Origin of the sequence: Yoonia sp., from assembly GCF_046292185.1 — a bacterium.
In the GTDB taxonomy this organism is placed as follows: Bacteria; Pseudomonadota; Alphaproteobacteria; order Rhodobacterales; family Rhodobacteraceae; genus Yoonia.
Window position 1 is genome coordinate 18,743 of the sequence record NZ_JBKBQY010000006.1, and the last position, 18,504, is coordinate 37,246.

Annotated in this window: 15 protein-coding genes and 1 pseudogene; 5 read left to right on the forward strand and 11 right to left on the reverse strand. The window is 57.1% G+C overall.

What is annotated here, in order from left to right:
* Window positions 1–58 precede the first annotated feature (58 nt).
* From ACK4TM_RS02260 to ACK4TM_RS02275, 4 genes and pseudogenes are all read right to left on the reverse strand, one after another.
* Window positions 59–1,102 carry an SDR family oxidoreductase gene (locus tag ACK4TM_RS02260; RefSeq protein ID WP_409696078.1) on the reverse strand — a complete coding sequence of 348 codons (1,044 nt, stop codon included), beginning with the start codon at window positions 1,100–1,102 and terminating at the stop codon, window positions 59–61.
* Window positions 1,099–2,403, reverse strand: a complete 1,305-nt coding sequence (locus ACK4TM_RS02265; RefSeq protein WP_409696081.1) for a cytochrome P450 — start codon at window positions 2,401–2,403, stop codon at window positions 1,099–1,101. Before ACK4TM_RS02265 ends, ACK4TM_RS02260 begins: the two co-directional genes overlap by 4 nt.
* Window positions 2,404–2,738: 335 nt before the next feature.
* Complete coding sequence (locus ACK4TM_RS02270) at window positions 2,739–3,083, reverse strand: NAD(P)-binding protein (protein WP_409696084.1); 345 nt, start codon at window positions 3,081–3,083, stop codon at window positions 2,739–2,741.
* Window positions 3,084–3,187: 104 nt separating this feature from the next.
* Window positions 3,188–3,313, reverse strand: a pseudogene (locus tag ACK4TM_RS02275) (DUF2244 domain-containing protein); the annotation flags it as partial.
* Between the two features lie 314 nt (window positions 3,314–3,627).
* On the opposite strand from ACK4TM_RS02275, the gene ACK4TM_RS02280 reads away from it, so the two are divergent.
* Both ACK4TM_RS02280 and ACK4TM_RS02285 read left to right on the forward strand, forming a co-directional pair.
* Window positions 3,628–4,044: a CopG family transcriptional regulator gene (locus ACK4TM_RS02280; protein ID WP_409696087.1), complete on the forward strand. Its 417-nt coding sequence runs from the start codon at window positions 3,628–3,630 to the stop codon at window positions 4,042–4,044.
* Window positions 4,045–4,077: 33 nt separating this feature from the next.
* Window positions 4,078–5,178: an alpha/beta hydrolase family esterase gene (locus ACK4TM_RS02285; protein WP_409696090.1), complete on the forward strand. Its 1,101-nt coding sequence runs from the start codon at window positions 4,078–4,080 to the stop codon at window positions 5,176–5,178.
* A 155-nt stretch (window positions 5,179–5,333) separates the two neighbouring features.
* On the opposite strand, the gene ACK4TM_RS02290 is transcribed toward ACK4TM_RS02285, so the two are convergent.
* From ACK4TM_RS02290 to ACK4TM_RS02300, 3 genes are all read right to left on the reverse strand, one after another.
* Complete coding sequence (locus tag ACK4TM_RS02290; protein WP_409696093.1) at window positions 5,334–7,034, reverse strand: catalase; 1,701 nt, start codon at window positions 7,032–7,034, stop codon at window positions 5,334–5,336.
* Window positions 7,035–7,163: 129 nt separating this feature from the next.
* Window positions 7,164–7,457, reverse strand: coding sequence for a hypothetical protein (locus tag ACK4TM_RS02295; protein ID WP_409696096.1), 294 nt, complete (start codon window positions 7,455–7,457; stop codon window positions 7,164–7,166).
* Between the two features lie 133 nt (window positions 7,458–7,590).
* Window positions 7,591–9,645: an ATP-binding protein gene (locus tag ACK4TM_RS02300; RefSeq protein WP_409696099.1), complete on the reverse strand. Its 2,055-nt coding sequence runs from the start codon at window positions 9,643–9,645 to the stop codon at window positions 7,591–7,593.
* An 869-nt stretch (window positions 9,646–10,514) separates the two neighbouring features.
* Between ACK4TM_RS02300 and ACK4TM_RS02305 the strand changes: the two genes are divergently transcribed.
* Window positions 10,515–11,531 (forward strand): AI-2E family transporter, encoded by a 1,017-nt coding sequence (locus ACK4TM_RS02305; protein WP_409696102.1) that lies wholly within the window; start codon window positions 10,515–10,517, stop codon window positions 11,529–11,531.
* A gap of 225 nt (window positions 11,532–11,756) precedes the next feature.
* Here the strand turns inward: ACK4TM_RS02305 and ACK4TM_RS02310 are convergent, their stop codons facing one another.
* The 4 genes from ACK4TM_RS02310 to ACK4TM_RS02325 form a co-directional block, all read right to left on the reverse strand.
* A complete protein-coding gene (locus tag ACK4TM_RS02310) occupies window positions 11,757–12,128 on the reverse strand; it encodes a hypothetical protein (RefSeq protein WP_409696105.1) in 372 nt (123 codons plus the stop codon).
* Window positions 12,129–12,175: 47 nt separating this feature from the next.
* A complete protein-coding gene (locus ACK4TM_RS02315; protein ID WP_409696108.1) occupies window positions 12,176–13,000 on the reverse strand; it encodes a carbohydrate ABC transporter permease in 825 nt (274 codons plus the stop codon).
* An 11-nt stretch (window positions 13,001–13,011) separates the two neighbouring features.
* Window positions 13,012–13,827 (reverse strand): carbohydrate ABC transporter permease, encoded by an 816-nt coding sequence (locus ACK4TM_RS02320; RefSeq protein ID WP_409696111.1) that lies wholly within the window; start codon window positions 13,825–13,827, stop codon window positions 13,012–13,014.
* A gap of 231 nt (window positions 13,828–14,058) precedes the next feature.
* The gene (locus ACK4TM_RS02325; RefSeq protein ID WP_409696114.1) at window positions 14,059–15,348 is read right to left on the reverse strand and encodes an ABC transporter substrate-binding protein; all 1,290 of its coding nucleotides are present in this window, start codon (window positions 15,346–15,348) and stop codon (window positions 14,059–14,061) included.
* Between the two features lie 466 nt (window positions 15,349–15,814).
* On the opposite strand from ACK4TM_RS02325, the gene ACK4TM_RS02330 reads away from it, so the two are divergent.
* On the forward strand, window positions 15,815–17,329 hold the full coding sequence (locus ACK4TM_RS02330) for a DUF5060 domain-containing protein (RefSeq protein ID WP_409696117.1): 1,515 nt from the start codon (window positions 15,815–15,817) through the stop codon (window positions 17,327–17,329).
* A 71-nt stretch (window positions 17,330–17,400) separates the two neighbouring features.
* On the forward strand, window positions 17,401–18,477 hold the full coding sequence (locus tag ACK4TM_RS02335) for an ABC transporter ATP-binding protein (RefSeq protein ID WP_409696120.1): 1,077 nt from the start codon (window positions 17,401–17,403) through the stop codon (window positions 18,475–18,477).
* The last annotated feature ends 27 nt before the right edge of the window (window positions 18,478–18,504 follow it).

The following is an 18,504-nucleotide window of genomic DNA, read 5'->3' on the forward strand; positions in this document are numbered from 1 at the left end:
CGCGACAAATACCCACGGTGTTTCAGTAAAGTTAATCTCTACGAAACCGTTGCATTAATTATGGCCAACAGTCCCGCATCTTCCATCTTTTCGGGGCCGGCAGGTCGCGCAGTGTTTCCTCGTCCCCGTGTATTCGGCGACCTTGGCGGTTCAGCAATCGTTTCAGGGCGATCATGGCAACAACCCCGCCAATGGCGATAGCCGCGACCGGGACGCCCTGCCCGCTTCGCAAGCCGCCGTCGATCCTCGCGCGTTCTTCCGGCGGGCGCAGGACATTGCCGGACGTGTGGTCGGCGGGTGCCGCCCGCGAAAGCGCGCGGCGCGTCCGCCACGCCACCAAGTTCAGCGCCAGTTGCGGCACCAGGACATGCCCCCGGCGCAGCACATGCGCTGTGGCACCGATGGTCACGCTGTCGCGCGGGCGCCGCGCCAGATCAAGAACCGCCTGCGCCACGCGGCGGGCATCGATAAGCGGCGCAGGCACAGAAAGACGGCGTCCGGTATAATTTGCCGCATGAGGAACGCCGGGTGCATCCACGAATCCCGGATACACGGCACAAATATGGATATGACGATGTCTGGCCATTTCCGCGCGGAGCGCCGACGTGAAGCCGCGCAGTCCGAATTTCCCGGCGCTGTAGGCGGCTGCATAGGGCGCAGCGGCAAATGCACCGAGCGAGCCCATGCTGATGAATATTCCCCGTTTCTGCCGCAGGAAGACCGGCAAAACGGCATGTGCGTCGTTCATATGCCCGATCAGGTTTGCCTGCACGATCTTGGCATGCACCTCCATCGGTACTTGCTCGAAGGGGCCGACTGCACCCACCCCGACGTTGGAAAGCCAGATATCGATCCGCCCCGAAAACGCCAGCGCACGTTCGACCAGCCGTTCCACCGCATCCGCATCCGTTACGTCGGTAGGGACGGCGATCACCTTGCCGCCCAGCCTTTCGCAAATCGCCGCCACACGCGCCAGCGCATCAGCGGATCTTGCCGCCAGCACTAGCCAAGCCCCCTCGCGCGCAAAGGCCTCGGCGGTCGCGCGGCCGATGCCGGAGGAAGCGCCGGTAATGACGACAGTCTTGTCTAAAAAGCCTCTCATGATAACATCGGACGGGATCGCAGGCGAAAACGCTGGCGGTAATTGTCCAGCGTCCCTGGCAGCTTGTCAGTGAAAAGGTCGGGCTGCAGCAATTCTACGTCTTGCCTGTCAAGAATGCAGGCAATCGCGGCGCTGGCGATCATCGGAACGAAATGGCGCGCAGGGCAAACGGCCGGCCCGGCACTGAAGGGCACGAAGGGCGGGCGGTCAGCAGGGTCAATCCCCATCCACACGTCGGGATTGAACCGGTGAGCATCATCGCCCAATGCATCGTCACGATGAAAATACGGGGCAAAGATCAGGATGCCGGTTCCTTTTTCCAGCGTGCCCCCCTCCCATTCCACATCTTGGGTAGTTTCCCGCAGAATGGCAGGCGTGGTCGGATAAAGTCGCAGCGTTTCCACAATGCAGGCGCGCAGAAAGCTCAGATCACGGCGGTCGCCCGTCGCCACTTCCTGTCTTGCGCGTGCCAACGCGTCGGAATGCACCGCCAGCAAACCGAGGGTCCGGAAGGTCGTCATACCGCCGGGATCGAAAGCGAACATGTAATGCGCCACCTGATGCGTGGCGGCAACGCCTTCATCCGGGTTCTGCGCGGCAATCCTTTCGGCAAGGCTACCCTTGTCGGCGCGCGCCAGATGGGCAGCGACGGCGTTATGGTAGCTGTCGTTCAGTGCGTCCTTGCGCGGGTGCATGAAGGCCCAGTTGGCCGCGAAACGAAGCTCTTCCAGCTTTTCCGTGAGGCTTTCATCATCTGCCGCGCCATCACCCAGAACGACACGCCGGACGATGCGGTTCCACGCAGAAAAGAAAGGTTCCCAACTCAACTCCTCGCCGCAGGTCCGCAGAAGCGCTTCCATTTCCTGCGCCACGACGCGCAGCATATCGTCGGAAAGAGAATGTACCGGGCAATCCTCTTCAAGCACCGCGCGATTAAACGCGCGGCGTTCCTCGCGCATAGGGCAGGATGAGACAAGCGAGGCCTGCTCCTCGAAATGCCCCAGCGCGGCGCTCTTCTCGCTGCTGTCCGGGTCAAACGGCTCCGGCGCTTTCTCCAGGATACGTCGGGCCTGTTCGCCATCGAGGATCACCGCCTCAGGATGGCCGGGAATCGGAAGGATAACGGGCCCGGTCCCGTATTTTTCCCGCAACTTCTGCATTCTTTCGACGGCTTTGGCGTCAAGATCAAACCAATCCGCCAGTGCCACGGCTTTGGGTCGGCGCACGATCGGGCCCTTGGCAAAAGTGGGGGCCGCAACCTGCCCCAGCGCGGCAATCGTGTCGACCAGTGTTGCCCTCACCACGCCCTTGTTCGTAGGATTCACTTCCTCTGCCATAGCTTCTCCGATACCGCTTATCCGTTGTCAGAATACAACAGCCCTGCAACCCGGTGGTTCCACGACAAGGGGACGACCGGTCCGCGATGGCGCAATGGCGAGCTTGTCGAGGACAGTTGCAGAATACATCCGATCAGGTCAGCCTGCGATCCGGGCGCAGGCCCAGCCGATTGTGAATGTCAGTCGCCGCAATTTCGCCCTGTGCCATGGCGACCGCGATCTGATTCAGCCCTGTCAAGACATCGCCGGCGCCATAAACCCCGGCGACCGTTGACTGCTACAGACCGGACACTGGCGGGTCAGTCCCTCATGGACATGCTGCAGGGCTTCGGGGACCGGCGGCACGCGATCGCGCACGCCAGCCAAACGCCCTGCGGAAATTGCCTCATGCCGGTGACCGTCGCCTCCAGAAATGGCATGCGGAGGTCTTGTGCCTGCTGCCGCATATGCGACAGCAATGCCGCGCCGTGGATGCCGCCGTGCTGACCGGGATGATTATGCGACCGGGGGATCAGCGCGGCGCGACTGTCACCTGCGTCCACCAACAAGACACTGCGCAGGAAGCGGGCAAGGTAAATGGCCGCAGTCGACCCCGCTGGCCCGCCACCGACGATGATGCAGTCCCACGGGTCAGTGCTGGTCATCGGTGATACCCGTCGGATAACAAAGATGGCTATATGTCTGCATGAAAGCGGTCTCCGGTTTCATTTGGGGTGCTGTCCTGAGCCGGACGGCTTTCACCCGGACGCTATCTGCATGAAGCACCCAGCCGTCTGTTCAGGTCGTCGAAAAGATGCCGTCGCTCGGCTTCGCTCAGGAACGCCCCGATTTCGACTTCGCGGCCCGCGCCTCTCAGGGTGACATAATCTGTGACCAGGTGGCAGGAACCGGTACAGGTTTCGCATCGCCAGGGTCATGGCCATAGTGGCCGATATCCCCGCAAGGGCACCAAAAGCGAGGTTGCGGCGACTCATATCAATATCCCTCATCGTAGGTTGCCCGCGCCGCAACGTTGTAAGTACCAGGATTGTCGCATGTTCAGCCTCTTGGGCTATTCCAACAGGAACGCGCCGCGATTGTTCCACAAGCACACGCGCCTGCATATGACCGGCCGGGTCGTCTTCAATTTGGCACTTGCATAATTTATTAAAACATCCATATACCATCCATACAGATGGAGAAATGCTGATGGGCAATGTCAGACTGCTGCGTGACAAGTCAAACGATAGTGAAAAAATCACGATCAACCTTGGCTATGTGGACCTCGGGCGGATCGACCTGCTGGTGCAGGAAGGGTTTTACTCTAACCGGAGTGACTTCATCCGGACAGCGATCCGAAATCAACTCGACACCCATGGCGAGGCCGTCACAAAGACGATCGAACGGCATACAATGGAGTTGGGCCTGCGGGATTACTCACGCGCCAATCTGGAGGCACTGCAAGCTGCGGGCGAAATACTTCACGTCAGGGTTGTCGGTCTTGCGCGTATAGATTCCGATGTCACGCCGGAGCTTGCCTTGGCAACCATCGGCTCGATCACCGTGTTGGGCGCTTTGCAAGCCAGCGCTGAAGTCAAAAAGGCTCTCTCCGATCGTATCCGCTAAGGTGCGGCGCACTCTCAAACAAGGACTACCCAAATGATTAGATTTAACGTCGGCGCACAGCGCCCGGCGACAGGTGAAGCCTACGCTGCGCGCCTTGCCGCTGCCAATGATCTGGTGCAACGGACATTATCCCAGCATGGGCTGCTGTCGGCAGATAGCACGCAACAGCAAAGCCTGGCGCACGCCTTTCCGTTATCGGGTGGACTGCCGAACGGATTTGCAAACCGGCCCGGCCATTACAACGCAACGCCGGTCCCGCTTCGGGAAGGGGCAGTGTTTCGGCAGGAAATATTTAAGTGCGATGCAGGCAGCCGCGCCTACAGGCTTTATGTCCCGGCGACTGCATCAAAAGGCGTAACAGGTATCGTCATGATGCTGCACGGATGCACGCAGACAGCCGAGGATTTCGCGGCCGGGACCAATATGAACACTTTGGCCGAAGATCACGGTTTTGTCGTGGTCTATCCGCAGCAATCGCGCGGCGAGAACGCGCAATCCTGTTGGAACTGGTTCAGGCGCGGCGATCAACGACGCGGCCGGGGCGAACCGGCGATCCTTGCCGGGCTGGCGCAACAGCTCATGAAAGATTTCGACGTGTCACGCGAAGCCTGCTTTGTCGCCGGATTGTCTGCGGGCGCTGCGATGGCGGTTATCCTGGGCGAGACGTATGCGGAGGTATTTGCTGCTGTCGGTGCCCATTCGGGCCTGCCCTATGGTGCGGCCAGGGATGTCCCTTCTGCCTTTGCTGCAATGGCTGGAAACGGACAGAACAGTCCAGCGTCGCAATCCAGCGGCAAGCCCGTCCGCACCATCGTGTTTCACGGCACGGCGGATACGACCGTGCATCCGTCCAACAGCGAAAGGATCACGCGAACCGTGGTGAATACGGCTGAGGGGCAATTGATCGAAACCACAAAACAAGGCGTGGCATCAGGGCGATCTTTTTCGCGGACAAGCATCGCGCAGATGAACGGCGCGATCGAGATTGAGCATTGGGTCGTCCAGGGGCTGGGTCACGCATGGTCCGGTGGTCAGCCCGGTGGGTCATATACCGACCCGAAAGGGCCGGACGCGAGTGACGCGATGATCCGGTTTTTCTATCGGATAGGCCAAGGGAACCAGGAAAATGACTAATATGACATTAACATTCGATGCCGCGATCGCGCTTGGCCGGAACAAACGTCGGCACGACGCTGGCAGCGGTCCCAGCGTGCATGAGAGACGCAGGCTGACCTGACCTGATGGGGTGCTACGACATCCGGGCGGTGCCACACGACCCGGATGACACCTTATCGGCCATGCAGCGACGGCACCTTTCCCGACAGGACGTCTTCTGCCGTTGCTTGGTGGTTTTTGACGGAACTTGTCCACTGACCCCAGACGGTATCGTCGATCTGGTCCCCATTATTACCAAGACTGGCCAAGCGTTGCTGATCCTCGTCTGTCAGTACCTGATCGGGCAAGGGACCAAGATTGCGCACCTCATCCTGCGTGATGCCGATCATGTCGCCGACGCGTCTGCCATAATCATCGTGGACCAACAAGAAATGCCAGATCATGCGCCTTTGCACGTCTGCTTCGCAATCACCCAGAAGCGTGCCCATGTTGTGCACAAGATCATCCCTTTCCCAGTCCATCATAGTGCAGTAACGCGCGCGTGCCTGCACGTAGTCATTGCGCCGTTCGATGACATCGCGGGTCAGGTGTCCCGTGATTTCCGGCGGGTTATTGGGTTGGCGCTCTGCTTCTTCCAAGCCGCCGTGCAACGACGGCTCATAGTTGACCGCCGGGTTCTGTCCCGGTGCCAGGTCGCGGTGAAACGACATCTGGCCGCCTGACTGGTTCGTCGCGACGCTGCTGCCTTTGGGTCGGTTTACCGGCAATTGCAGATAGTTCGTGCCCACCCTGTGGCGTTGCGTATCAGAATAGGAAAACGTGCGTCCGACAAGCATCTTGTCATCGGAAAAGTCCAGCCCGTCGACGAGGACGCCTGTGCCCATGGCGATCTGTTCGTTTTCGTTGAAGAAATCCTCGACGTTGCGGTTGAGCGTCATGGTACCGACATGGCGAAGTGGAAAATCCTTCTCGGGCCAGATCTTGGTGTCATCTAGCGGATCCCAATCCAGTTCGGGATGTGCGTGATCTTCCATGATCTGCACATACATATCCCACTGCGGATAGTCGCCTGTCTCGATCGCGGTAAACAGATCCTTGGACGCCGACCCCAGATCCTGTGCCTGCACTTTTGCCGCCTCATCGGCGCTCAGACTGGCGACGCCTTGGCGCGGGTGGAAATGATATTTGACCAGCACGGTATCGCCGCCCGCATTGACCATCTTGTAGGTGTTCACGCCGAACCCTTCCATGTGCCGATAACTGGCAGGAATGCCGCGCGGTGAAAACAGATGCGTCAGCATGTGCATCGATTCCGGCGTCTGGCTCATGAAGTCAAAAATGCGGTTTGGTTCCTGCCGGAAGGTGACAGGATCGGGTTTGAGCGAATGGATGACGTCGGGAAACTTGATCGCATCACGGATGAAAAAGATCGCAAGATTATTTCCGACAAGATCCCAGTTCCCGTCTTCGGTATAGAATTTCACGGCAAACCCGCGTGGGTCGCGCACCACCTCGGACGAGTCGCGCCCACCGATGACCGTCGAGAAGCGGATCGCAAGAGGAGTGATTTTGCCCTTTTGTTGAAACAGCTTGGCACGCGTGTAAGTCGATGCCGGTTCCTCGCCGATCATGCCCGTCGCTTCGAATTCGCCATAGCAGACAAACCCTCTGGCATGCACAACCCTCTCAGGACTACGTTCGCGGTCAAAATGGGATATCTTTTCGAGGAAATGATAATTCTCCAGCGTGGCAGGGCCGCGTCTGCCGACTGTCCGCTGGGACTGGTTGTCAGTGACCGGATGGCCTTGCCGGGTTGTTAGCGTTTTGTCCGCTTTGGTTGCCGCACGCGGGTTGTGATCTTTTTGCTCGGTCATCATGCTGCCCTTCCGTTTCCTATCGCCTCCCAACTGATCGCGCGACAAGGTGTTCCAGCAGTTTGTGTCCATGGCATCGTCTGACTCGTGCTTAAAAGGCCGACAAGCTGATCAGAAGCAGGGCCTTGATCAAGGACGCAGAACGGCGCACTCCCGCTCATGAATCACGGCAACACCCCCGTCCAACATGGCGCGCTTGATCGAGAATACAGCGATACCGGTTCCGGCGACGCCTATAGCATTGCAGACCATCGTCCTGCGCCGCGCGCTAAGCAAGCCCACTGCCTCCCATGACAACAGCATGCGGTAGGCACCGGCAAAATATAGAATTTCGACGGTATGAAGCACCAGCAGCCCGAGGAAGGTTCCGGTAACTGACAGGTGCGGCCAGCGCTTCGCCGAACCTGTGAGCTTGTCGTTCACGGGATAAAAGCGCGCGGCGATGCTGTACGATAAGTGAATTGGCGCGTCGACGCTTTCCTTGCTCAGCAGCGTAACTGGTCTGATTTAACGAAAAATAGCAGTTCCAAAATTTTGATCGGCGTAGATACCGTGCTTAATCAGATACCGATGCGTCCATAACTTTGCGAATTTTCGCGGCAAGTTCGGATCGTCGGTATGGCTTGCTCAATAACTCCACGCCGTGGTCGAGACGTCCATGATGGATGAGCGCATTTTCGGAATAGCCGGAGGTGTAGAGTACCCTGAGGCTCGGATTGATCGCACGCGCGGCTTCTGCAACCTGCTGGCCATTCATGCCACCTGGAAGCACCACATCGGTCAGCAAAAGGGCAATGTCAGGTCTCTCACGCAGCATGGCAAGGGCCGGTGCGCCTGATGGCGCAGCCAAAACGTCATAATTCAGATCGGCCAACTGCGCCGCAAGTTGCTGCAGGATCAGACCGTCATCCTCGACAATCAGGATGGTTTCTCTTCCGTGCTGAACATGGCTTTTGACGGATGCCACCTCCAGCGCGTCCGCGTCACCATCATGGCGAGGAAAATATAGTTTTATCAGCGTCCCGTCGCCTTCTTCCGAAGAAACAGAGATATGGCCGCCAGTCTGCTTGACGAAACCGTAAACCATGCTCAGCCCCAGACCCGTGCCTTTCCCGACAGCCTTTGTGGTAAAGAAGGGTTCGAACACTCGCGCGATATGGCTTTTCGGAATACCATGTCCTGTATCCGCGACCGCGATCAGGACATAGTCACCCGCCGCCAAACCCGGTTCGGTCGCGACGAAGGTCTTGTCCAGAAACACATTTGCCGTCTCTATGGTAAGGGTGCCACCCCCGGTCATCGCATCACGGGAATTGATCGCAAGATTCAGAATCGCCGCTTCAAACTGCCCGATGTCCACCTCTGTGCGCCACAAACCCTGTGCGGGCAAAATGCTGATCGCGATATCTTCGCTCAGGGTGCGTCTCAACATACCTGCCATTTCCGCAAGCACGAGGTTTGCGTCGACGACTTGTGGCTGGAGCGCTTGCTTGCGCGAGAATGCCAACAGCCGGCTTGTCAGTTCCGCCGCACGATCCGCAGCCTTGGCGCTGTTGTCGGCGTATCGGCGCAAAGGGTGCTGCGGATCAAGCTTCTCCTGTATGATTTCGGTATTCCCCATGATGATCGTCAACAGGTTGTTGAAATCATGCGCGATGCCACCGGTCAGCTGTCCGACTGCTTCAAGTTTATGGGATTGCTGCAGCCGCTCCTCGCTGACCTGCAACTGTTCAGAAACCCGCTTCAGACGCTGAACCAGCCACCTTAGCAAAAGCACGATTGCCACCAGACTTGCCAGCAGTAACGGCAACAGGCTCATCAGCAGTTTCATTCCCGGGCGCTCCGGCTCCCAGATCAGCCAGGCGATGGGCGTGCCGGACGAATCCATCACAGGTACGCCCGCCCGCCCGCTTTCGGGACGGGCGGGCGTGAACGCGACCTTCTGAAGCTCGACAGCCTCACCAATTTCTTGGGCCAGAGCCATATCCATATAGCGGATCGCCACATGAAGCGACTCCGTCCCCGGCGTCTGATCGACCGTTCCGCTATTGGGAATGATGGGAACGATGCTTACGATGGCCGCCCCGGTATCAAACAATAGGGGTGTCACGACGGCTGCTTCTACCAACTCTTCATAGGCGTTTTCCAGACCATGGCTCAATGCGGCAATGTCCAAACGAAGCTGTGCCACAAGCGGCGCAAGAAGCACGGCACGGTCGTCATACGTGTCGGGTGAAGCGCGCGCTTCTCCAATCGTCGCGAAAAACGGCTGGTCTGACGCATCCAGAACATAATTTTCGTTGTGCCCAAAGTAGGTCTGCATCCAGGTGCCAAGGTTTTCATCCATCCAGTCGTAATCGCGGATCTGCGTTCTAAGAACCGCTTCGTCCCAGACCGTCGCGCTTTGTTGTTCTTTGGGAAGACCGTCGATTTCGGCAGCCAGATTGCGCGTCACGAACCGTTCCTGTCTTTCAGCGGCGGTCGTGTCAGTCAGACTGATCGCATTGTGACCGACAAGCAAAAGGCTCAGCACCCAAGCTGCAAAGAAGATAATGATGGAACCAACGATTTGTCCGGAAAGAGATTCTCGTCTATTTTGACGCATGAACATAGACCTTTGGGTTCAAGTGTCCTCTTCCAAGGCCCCAGGAAAAATTTTGAGCCGCGACGGGATTAATCAGGTCCGGCGTGCTGTCCACGGTTGGGTAAGAAGATAATAAGGCCAATTCAAGGCGCTAGTAACTGCGCCGTCACGGGCAGCTTTATTCGCCGCGCTGTGCGGGAATTGTCGTTGTTCCGCTCCTGCGGCCGGTAAACTCAGGGCACGCGATCCGACTGCCATTGCAGCGCGCGATATACACAGCGTGCTCGCGAATGTCGCAAATAAGGCACAACGATGTCTTTAATTAGGCAAAAATAAGCAAATATCTTCTTTTATGTATACTTTTGAGGATGTTTACTATAAGAAAAGTTCAGCTAATTTCATCACATATTTCGAATGGTGAACGATCCTGCCTACGTGAACGAGTGTAAAAATTTTTAGTTCAAATTTGATGTCATTAACATCACGACTGGCTATTATGGCGGTGCCAATATCATCGCCATAATAGCCGTCAGCGTTAAAACACGATCCCAACGGGGTGGCTGGTTGCCATGCATCGTTGTTCATAGATCATGCGCTCGCTAGGGAAAATAACCGGCATCGAACGCGGTCGCCGGATGCCTGCAGATTCTGACAGGCCCGCGCGAAGGGGTCTTGCGGGCTTGACCCGTTCATCACCTTCGGGATCGCCGCATTTGTGAGGCACTGCGCCCGGCATAGGCATCACGAAACATAGCCCGCCGAAAGCGTCACGCCCGCGGGGGCGCGCGATTGCCGCCTGAGGCCTCTGTGAATTGGCGCGCATGGACGATCAAGGGAACTTGATCGGGCCGCAGCCGTTCCAATAATGGTTCAGTCAGAACAATACAGGGTGACAGATGGAACAGCATAGCCGGATCACAGCGGGGACGGTCCTTCTCACGGCCGGGCTTCTTACCCTGAGTTACCTCATTGCAGATGTTCTTCTACTTGTCTTTGCCGCTGTATTGATCGCCGTCGGGCTGGATGGCGCGGCGCGCGCAATGGCGCGGCATTTGCCGGTTTCGCGAGGCTGGAACATCGTGATCGTCGTGGCAGGCCTCTTTGCGCTGGTCATCGGGGCAATCGTACTGACGGCACGGCGACTGGTGCAGCAATTTCAGGAGATCAGCGAGACCGTCATCAGCTTTGTGGAACGCGCGCGTGAATGGCTCGCCGACCTGGGTGCCACCGAGTATCTCGAACAGATGAACGAGGATGGCGGTGATCTTGCCGGTACGGCAGGGGATGTGGCCGGGTATGTCACAACTTTCGGCATGGGAGCCGCTGGCGCGATCTCGAATATCATCATCCTGATTGTCATGACGCTCTTTATTGCAGCTAGTCCGAACCTGTACCGCGGCGGTCTGGTACGGCTGGTGCCACCTGTGCGGCGCTATGTGGCAGAAGACACGCTGTCTGCCCTCGCGCACGGTCTGCGCTGGTGGTTTCTCGGGCAGCTTGCTTCGATGGCCCTGCTCGGCGTCACCGTTGGGCTCGGGTTGTTCTTGATGGGCATCGATCTTTGGTTTGCACTTGCAGTGCTGACCGCGTTACTGACCTTCATTCCCTTTATCGGCCCGCTGATTGCCACTGTGCCGATTGTCGCGGTGAGTTTCGCAGAGGGGATGCAGACGGGGCTAATCGTGCTGGCCGGTTATATCGTGATCCAGAATGTCGAGGGCAGTATTATCGTGCCGATGATCCAACACAAAGCCGTCAATCTTGCGCCAGCGCTGCTTATCGCGGTGCAGGTGTTGCTTAGCCTTCTCTTTGGCCTGGTCGGTCTGATCCTTGCTGCACCGCTTACCGTTGTCGCAATGATCTCGGTTCAAAAGCTCTGGATCGAGCATACGCTGGGCGAGAAGGTGACGTGATCTTGTCGTGCCGCCGCAGGTTCTCAGGCGGTAGGAATATCTTGGTGTACCGCAGGGGTGATGCCTTGAGATCGGACACGTTGCGGTTAAAAACGCACAGAATATTATCGTTGCCGTGCAGGACACACCTGCCCTCACGCGCGTGTGTGCGCAAGCCACGATTAACGACGACACAAAACCAGATCCGGAGCGAAATCGCAGCGCTCGGACCGTGGGTTCACAACCTCAGTATCCGGCGCATAGACCCTGCGCCCGATCATTTCCTGGGCGATTATCCCCGCCAAAAATGTGAAGGCTTCCGCGATGTGCTGCAGGACGATCTGGAAGGCCGCAGCCTGATGGATATCGGCTGCAACGCAGGGTTCTTCGCGGTCGAAATGAAGCGGCACGGGCCGGGAGCTGAGCATCGACAGTGCCCCGCATTACCTGCGGCAGGCAGCCTTTGTCATCGACGCCGCCGGTCAGGATGTCGACGTGCGCCAGATGTCGGTTTACGACATCTCCAGCCTGCGCGAACGCTTCGACCTCGTGCTGTTCATGGGGGTCTTCTATCATCTGCGCCATCCGCTGCTGGCGCTCGATGTGATCCATGAACATGTGGCGGATGATCCTGCTGCTGTTTCAGTCGTTGCAGCGCGGCGCAGTTACTTGACCGCTCCTGCTGCAATTCCCTTCATGATCTGGCGCGAGAAGGCAAAATACAGCAACAGTACGGGTATCGTTGCGATACTGAGCCCCGCGAAGCGCAGACCCAGGTCTACGCCGCCTTCACCGGTCCCCAAGGCTGCGACGGACACCGGGAGCGTGCGAGCGGCCGGATTGGTCATGAGCACTGACGCGAAGAGATACTCACTCCAAATTCCGACGACATTGATGATGGCGACTGTCGCGATCGAGGCCTTAGAGAGTGGTATTGCAACATACCAGAACACGCCCCACACGCCGCATCCGTCCAATTGGGCGGCCTCTTCCACGGCTTTTGGCAGGCTTTCGAAATAGGCGCGCATGATGATGATACTGACAGGGAGGTGAAACGCAGTATAGAGCATGATCAGGCCAATCCTGTCGTTGCGCAGGTTGAACATATCCATGAAGTAATAAACCGGGACGACAAGCGCATGGACCGGGAGGGTCAAGAGCGCGACAAGCCCCAGCAGCAGCAGCTTGTTTCCCGGAAACCGGAACCGCGACAATGCATAGCCGCAAGTCAGCGACAGTGCGACGACAAGGATCAGTGACCCCCCCGTGACAATCACACTGTTCACGAAGCTGACCCCGATGGTGCTGTTGACCATCGCATTGATGTAGTTCTCGATCTGAACTTGGCTGGGCAAGCTAAAGGGTGTGCGCAGGATCTCTCCATGCGTCTTGAATGATGACAGGAACATGAAGATTAGTGGCAGGAAAACCAGCGCGGACCAGATTAAAAGGCCAAAGTAGCCGATCGAAAGCCCGAAAATACGGCTCATGGATTGTCCTTTCATTTCTTGCCCGGCAGGTTCGTTAAGGCCAGATAGACGATGGTCACGGCCATCACGATCACGGTCATGACGACTGCGACGGCTGAGGCATAGCCAAACTGTTGTTGTTCAAAAGCAGCACGGTAAAGATAGGTGCCCATCACCTCCGAGGCATAGAAAGGACCCCCCTTCGTCAGCACCCAGATCAAGTCGAATGTCTTCAACGACGCGATGATCTGCAGCATGATAAGGACAAATGTGATCTGCTTGACCATCGGCGCGATTATATACACGCAGCGCTGCCAGGCATTCACCCCGTCGATGGTCGCCGCATCGTGGATTTCCTGATCGATGCCTTCCATCGCGGCGAGATAAAGCAGCATTGTGAAACCGCTGATCTGCCAGATCGCTATCGTCACGATCGAATACATTGTAATGTTGTGATTTCCCAGCCAGAGCTGTTCCCAGCTTTGCAGACCGACAGACCTTAGCGCGGTGTTCAGAAAGCCGAAAGACGGCTCGTAGATCTGCCCCCACAACACGGCGATGACTGCGGTCACGAGGATATAGGGCACGAAAAACGCAAAGCGGTAGAACTGCCAGCCTTTCATGCGCCGCGAGATCGCGACAGCCGAAAGGAAGCCCAGAATGATCGTCATGCTGGTGAAAAGCACGAGAAAGAGCATGTTATTACGGATGGCGCCGACGAACCTACGGTCATTGAACAAGCGTTCGTAGTTAGCCAATCCGACATAGTCCGGCTGCGTGATCCCGTTCCAATTGTGAAAGCTCATCACGATGGAATGAACCAACGGCACGATCATGAACAGCATCATCAATATGATCGACGGGAAGATGAAAACATAGGCGGCGCGATGCGCCAGTATTCTCGACCTGAGGCTGGGGGGTGGGGATATTTTACGGGCCGGCGCCGGCCGCCTAACAGTGGTGCTTGGACCGACCGTATCGGATTCAAAACGGGTCATTGGCTGGCTCCAGGGAATGAACGGATCGCAAGGTCAAGGAAAGGCGCACGCGGGCGCCTTTCTTCATTGGCAGCAGTCAGGTCAGTGGATCGACGCGACCATGGCGGTGAACTCCTCGGCGAATTGCTCAGGGGTCAGTTGTCCACCGACAAGACCCTGGATCAGCTGTGTTGCTGCGGGGCGATATGCGCCTGGCATGATCGTGTTGAACAGACGGTGGTTCCCCATCTGGATTCCCCGCTGATAGATCGCTGCAATATCGGGGTGATAAGAATCAAGATCTTCTGCGGTGATGTCGGTTCGGATCGGCGTTTGCGCATTGACCACACCCATGCCGCGCTGGACATCATAGCTGAGCATATGCGTGATGAACTCTTTCGCGAGCTCCAGGTTGTTGGAATCCTTCGGAATCACCAAGCCGTTTGCGTCATAAAGTCCTTGGGTGTAATTCGATCCTTCGGAAACCGGGGGGTAGGGCATGATGCCAAGGTCGAAGCCTTCAGGTATTTCACCATGCAGGTTCGGTTCGCCGAGATTCCAGGAACCGTCGCTGAAAAAGGCAGCACGGCCCTGAGCGAACAGCCCTCGCGCTTCGAGCGCTTCTACACCGGCGGAACCAGGGGCCATCAGTTCATTCGCCATGCGCTGCATGGTGGTGAAAGCTGCGACGATATCGGGGCTGGTATAATCCATGATCTCTTTTGAGATCAGCTTCGCATAGGTGTCGTCATCTACATGGCGGCGGATGTTGATGTCGAAAAGCTGTGTCGCTTGGCTGGCGTTCGCCAGGCCCGAAGTCCAGGGAATATAGCCGGCTTCGCGCAATGCGGGGCCCATATCGATGAATTCTTCCATCGTCTGCGGCTCGCCGTCAAATCCCGCTTCGGCCAAAGCGGTACGGTTGTACATCAGCAGCGGCGACATGATCGAACTCATTGACACGCCGTAACGCGACCCGTCCGACGCCATTGCTACGTCGAGCGAGCTTTCCGGCAGGATGTCCATGAAACCGGCGTCGATATAAAGGTCGTCAAGCGATTCCAGCACACCGGCATCAACCAAGGTGTGATAGAAACCCGTCAACCAGAAGAACGCGAGATCGGGCCGGTCGCTGGAATTGAAAAGCCGCACCGCATTCTGGTTATACCAGTCGTCGGCGTAATCGATCACCTCGATGGTGACGTGCGGATGGGTTTCTTTAAAGCTCTCGGCGGCCCAGTTGAACAGGATTGGCTGGCTCCCGCTGGTAGTGGTGATTGTCAGGGTCACCGGCTCTGACGTGCCGGTCTGGGCGAGGCCAGACGTCGGAACCGCAACGGCGGCGAGCGCCGCGCTGAGTCCATAGGTTCCTAACTTTTTGCTGAGTGTCATGATCTTGGTTCCCTCCCTGACAAGATTGATGGCGTCAAAGCACCTCGCGCACTGCGGGCTATTTACTTTAACTTTCGATAAGTTTGCATTGCTATCATCTATTGTCAAGGTCTACGTCTTTCGAATTAATATTCTAGATTACCACATGAGAAATCAGCCAAAAAAGCCGTTATAGACCTAGTTATGCGGCAGAGACGGCGCATTTTTGCCTTCCTCGGCGCAAGAATGTAACTAAATATGCATAGGGCCGAGCTAGAATGTGCGAAAACTACTGTTTATCACACCCCTAACGCTGCTGATGAACGTACGTCGGCACTGATCGATGCGCTGACGCCTGTTATTGCCTGCAAGGTAAGAGTAAACGAAAATAATCGACATCAAATGGTTGCTAAAAATTTCAACTCATGTCATCCAGCATGTGGACGCGACTGCGGCCGAATGAGGAAAAGCCAGAGGAGGAGCTGCAATGTCGGACAAGGTGATTGAAAAATGGGGTATGTTCGAAGTGGCGCTTTCAGGGCCATCTGAAGGCAACCCTTATATTGATGTCGCCCTGGAGGCCAGTTTCCGATTTAAGGAGCGTGTCGTCCGGGTACCCGGTTTCTACGACGGCGAAGGAACCTACAAGATCCGGTTCATGCCCGATGTCGAGGGCGACTGGACCTATGAAACCGCCTCTGCGACACCCGCGCTGGACGGCAAAACCGGCTCGTTCGTCGCGACCGCGCCGGGAAAGAACAACCGTGGACCCGTGAAGGTTCGTAACAAGTTCCACTTTGCCTATGCCGACGGCACATCTTACATGCCGTTCGGCACGACCTGTTACGCTTGGACGCATCAGCCGCTCGACCTTCAGGAACAGACGCTGCAAACTCTGGCCGAAGCACCATTCAACAAGATCCGCATGGGGGTCTTTCCAAAGGATTATCCCTATAATACCAACGCCCCCCTGCATGATGTGTTTATGCCCGACGACGACGGGAAGTGGAATTTTGACGAGCCCAACTTTGCCGCTTTTCGGCATTTCGAAACCCAGATCGGCAGACTGGCGGACATGGGGATCGAGGCCGATATCATCATCTTCCACCCCTACGACCGGTGGGATCACGCCAACATGCCGGCAGAGCAGGACTACCGTTATGTCGCCTATCTGACCGCGCGTATAGCTGCCTATCGTAATGTATGGTGGTCGCTCGCGAATGAATATGACTTCATGATCGACTCCAAACCCATGCACCAGTGGGATCGGTACTTCCAGATCATTGAAGAGAATGATCCTTACTGGCACCTCGCGTCGATTCATAATGGCGATGTTAACGCCAATTACGATCACCGCAAACCGTGGGTTACCCATACCTGCATCCAGAACTGGGACGTAAAACGCACGGCCGAATGGCGCGAAACCTATGGCAAGCCCGTGGTCAACGACGAACCTGAATACGAGGGCAATATCCTGCAATGCTGGGGCAATATTACCCCGCAGGAACTCGTGCACCGCTACTGGATCACAATGATGCGCGGCGGATATATCGGCCACGGCGAAACCTATCAGCACCCCGACGAAATCCTTTGGTGGGCCAAGGGTGGCGTCCTGCACGGAGAGGCGCCTGCGCGGATTGCGTTCCTGCGAAACCTGCTCGAAGAAGACGTCAAGGACGGGCTGACACCGCGTGGCCATTCGGGCGAGTGGCCCTGGAGTCGCGTGTCCGGCGCAGCAGACGGCGATGTCAGCTACATCTACTTGGGCGAGCATCAGCCGTCCATCTGGTCTACTGGGCTGCCCAAAGACGATGCCGCGTATGATGTGGATGTCATCGACACTTGGAACATGACTGTCACACCGGCCAAGGTCGTCACGGCACCCGAGCAGCACACGATCCGGCACGGCGACATCATCCGCGGGGGCAAGCCGGATGCCGCCTTCGGCGTCGAACTTCCGACGCAGCCTTATCTCGCGATCCGGGTGCGCCGCAGAACCTGATTGTCGTTCGGATAAAATACACTGCGGCGCACCGGGCGCCGCAGTATCGTTCAGGGAGGAAGGAACAAACAATGTCGGCCGTCAAAATTGTGAACCTGTTCAAGGACTATGGTGGGGTGGAGGTGATCCACGGGGTTTCGGTGGATATCGAAAATGGCGAATTCGTCATTCTGGTTGGTCCATCGGGCTGCGGGAAGTCGACGCTTTTGCGGATGATTGCCGGCTTGGAATCCATTTCTGATGGCGAGATCACGATTGAAGGGCGCATCGTGAACGACGTCGCCCCCAAGGATCGCGACATCGCCATGGTGTTCCAGAACTATGCTCTTTATCCACAGATGACGGTTGAGCAAAACATGGGATTTGGACTCAAGCTCAAGGGTATGCCAAAACAGCAGATTCGTGAGAAGGTGGAGCACGCCGCCAATATCCTTGATCTGATGCCGCTACTGAACCGCAAACCGGGGCAGTTGTCTGGCGGGCAGCGCCAGCGCGTTGCGATGGGCCGGGCCATGGTGCGCGACCCCAAGGTATTCCTCTTTGACGAACCGCTTTCGAATCTTGATGCCAAATTGCGTGTCGCGATGCGGGCCGAGATCAAGGCCCTTCACCTGCGTCTGGGATCGACCATCGTTTATGTGACGCATGATCAGGTAGAGGCGATGACTATGGCTGACAAGATTGTCGTGATGCAGGGTGGCCACATCGAACAGATCGGCGCGCCACTCGATCTATATGACAATCCGTGCAATCTGTTTGTTGCGGGGTTCCTTGGCTCGCCGGCGATGAATTTCCTGCGCGGCACGATTACCGAGGATGCGGCGCCTGCCTTGGCTGTCAGCGAAAGTCTGCGCGTGCCATTGGGTACAGCGCCCCGATCTGCGCGCGGTCGGCCTGTGGTATATGGCTTGCGTCCAGAGCATATCAGCTTGGCGGTCGAGGGAGAGGGCGTCCCTGCAACCATCGATGTGGTCGAACCCACAGGTGCAGAGACGCACCTTGTCGCCAACGTTGCGGGGTCGCGCGTGGTCTGCGTCCTGTCGGAACGTCTGAACATTGCGGCAGGGGATAAGATACATCTGAACTTGTCGAGCCCCAACGCACATTTCTTCGATACTGAGACTGGCATCAGGCTCGAACGAGACTGAGATGCCAGGCCCTTGCCCCGGGATGTC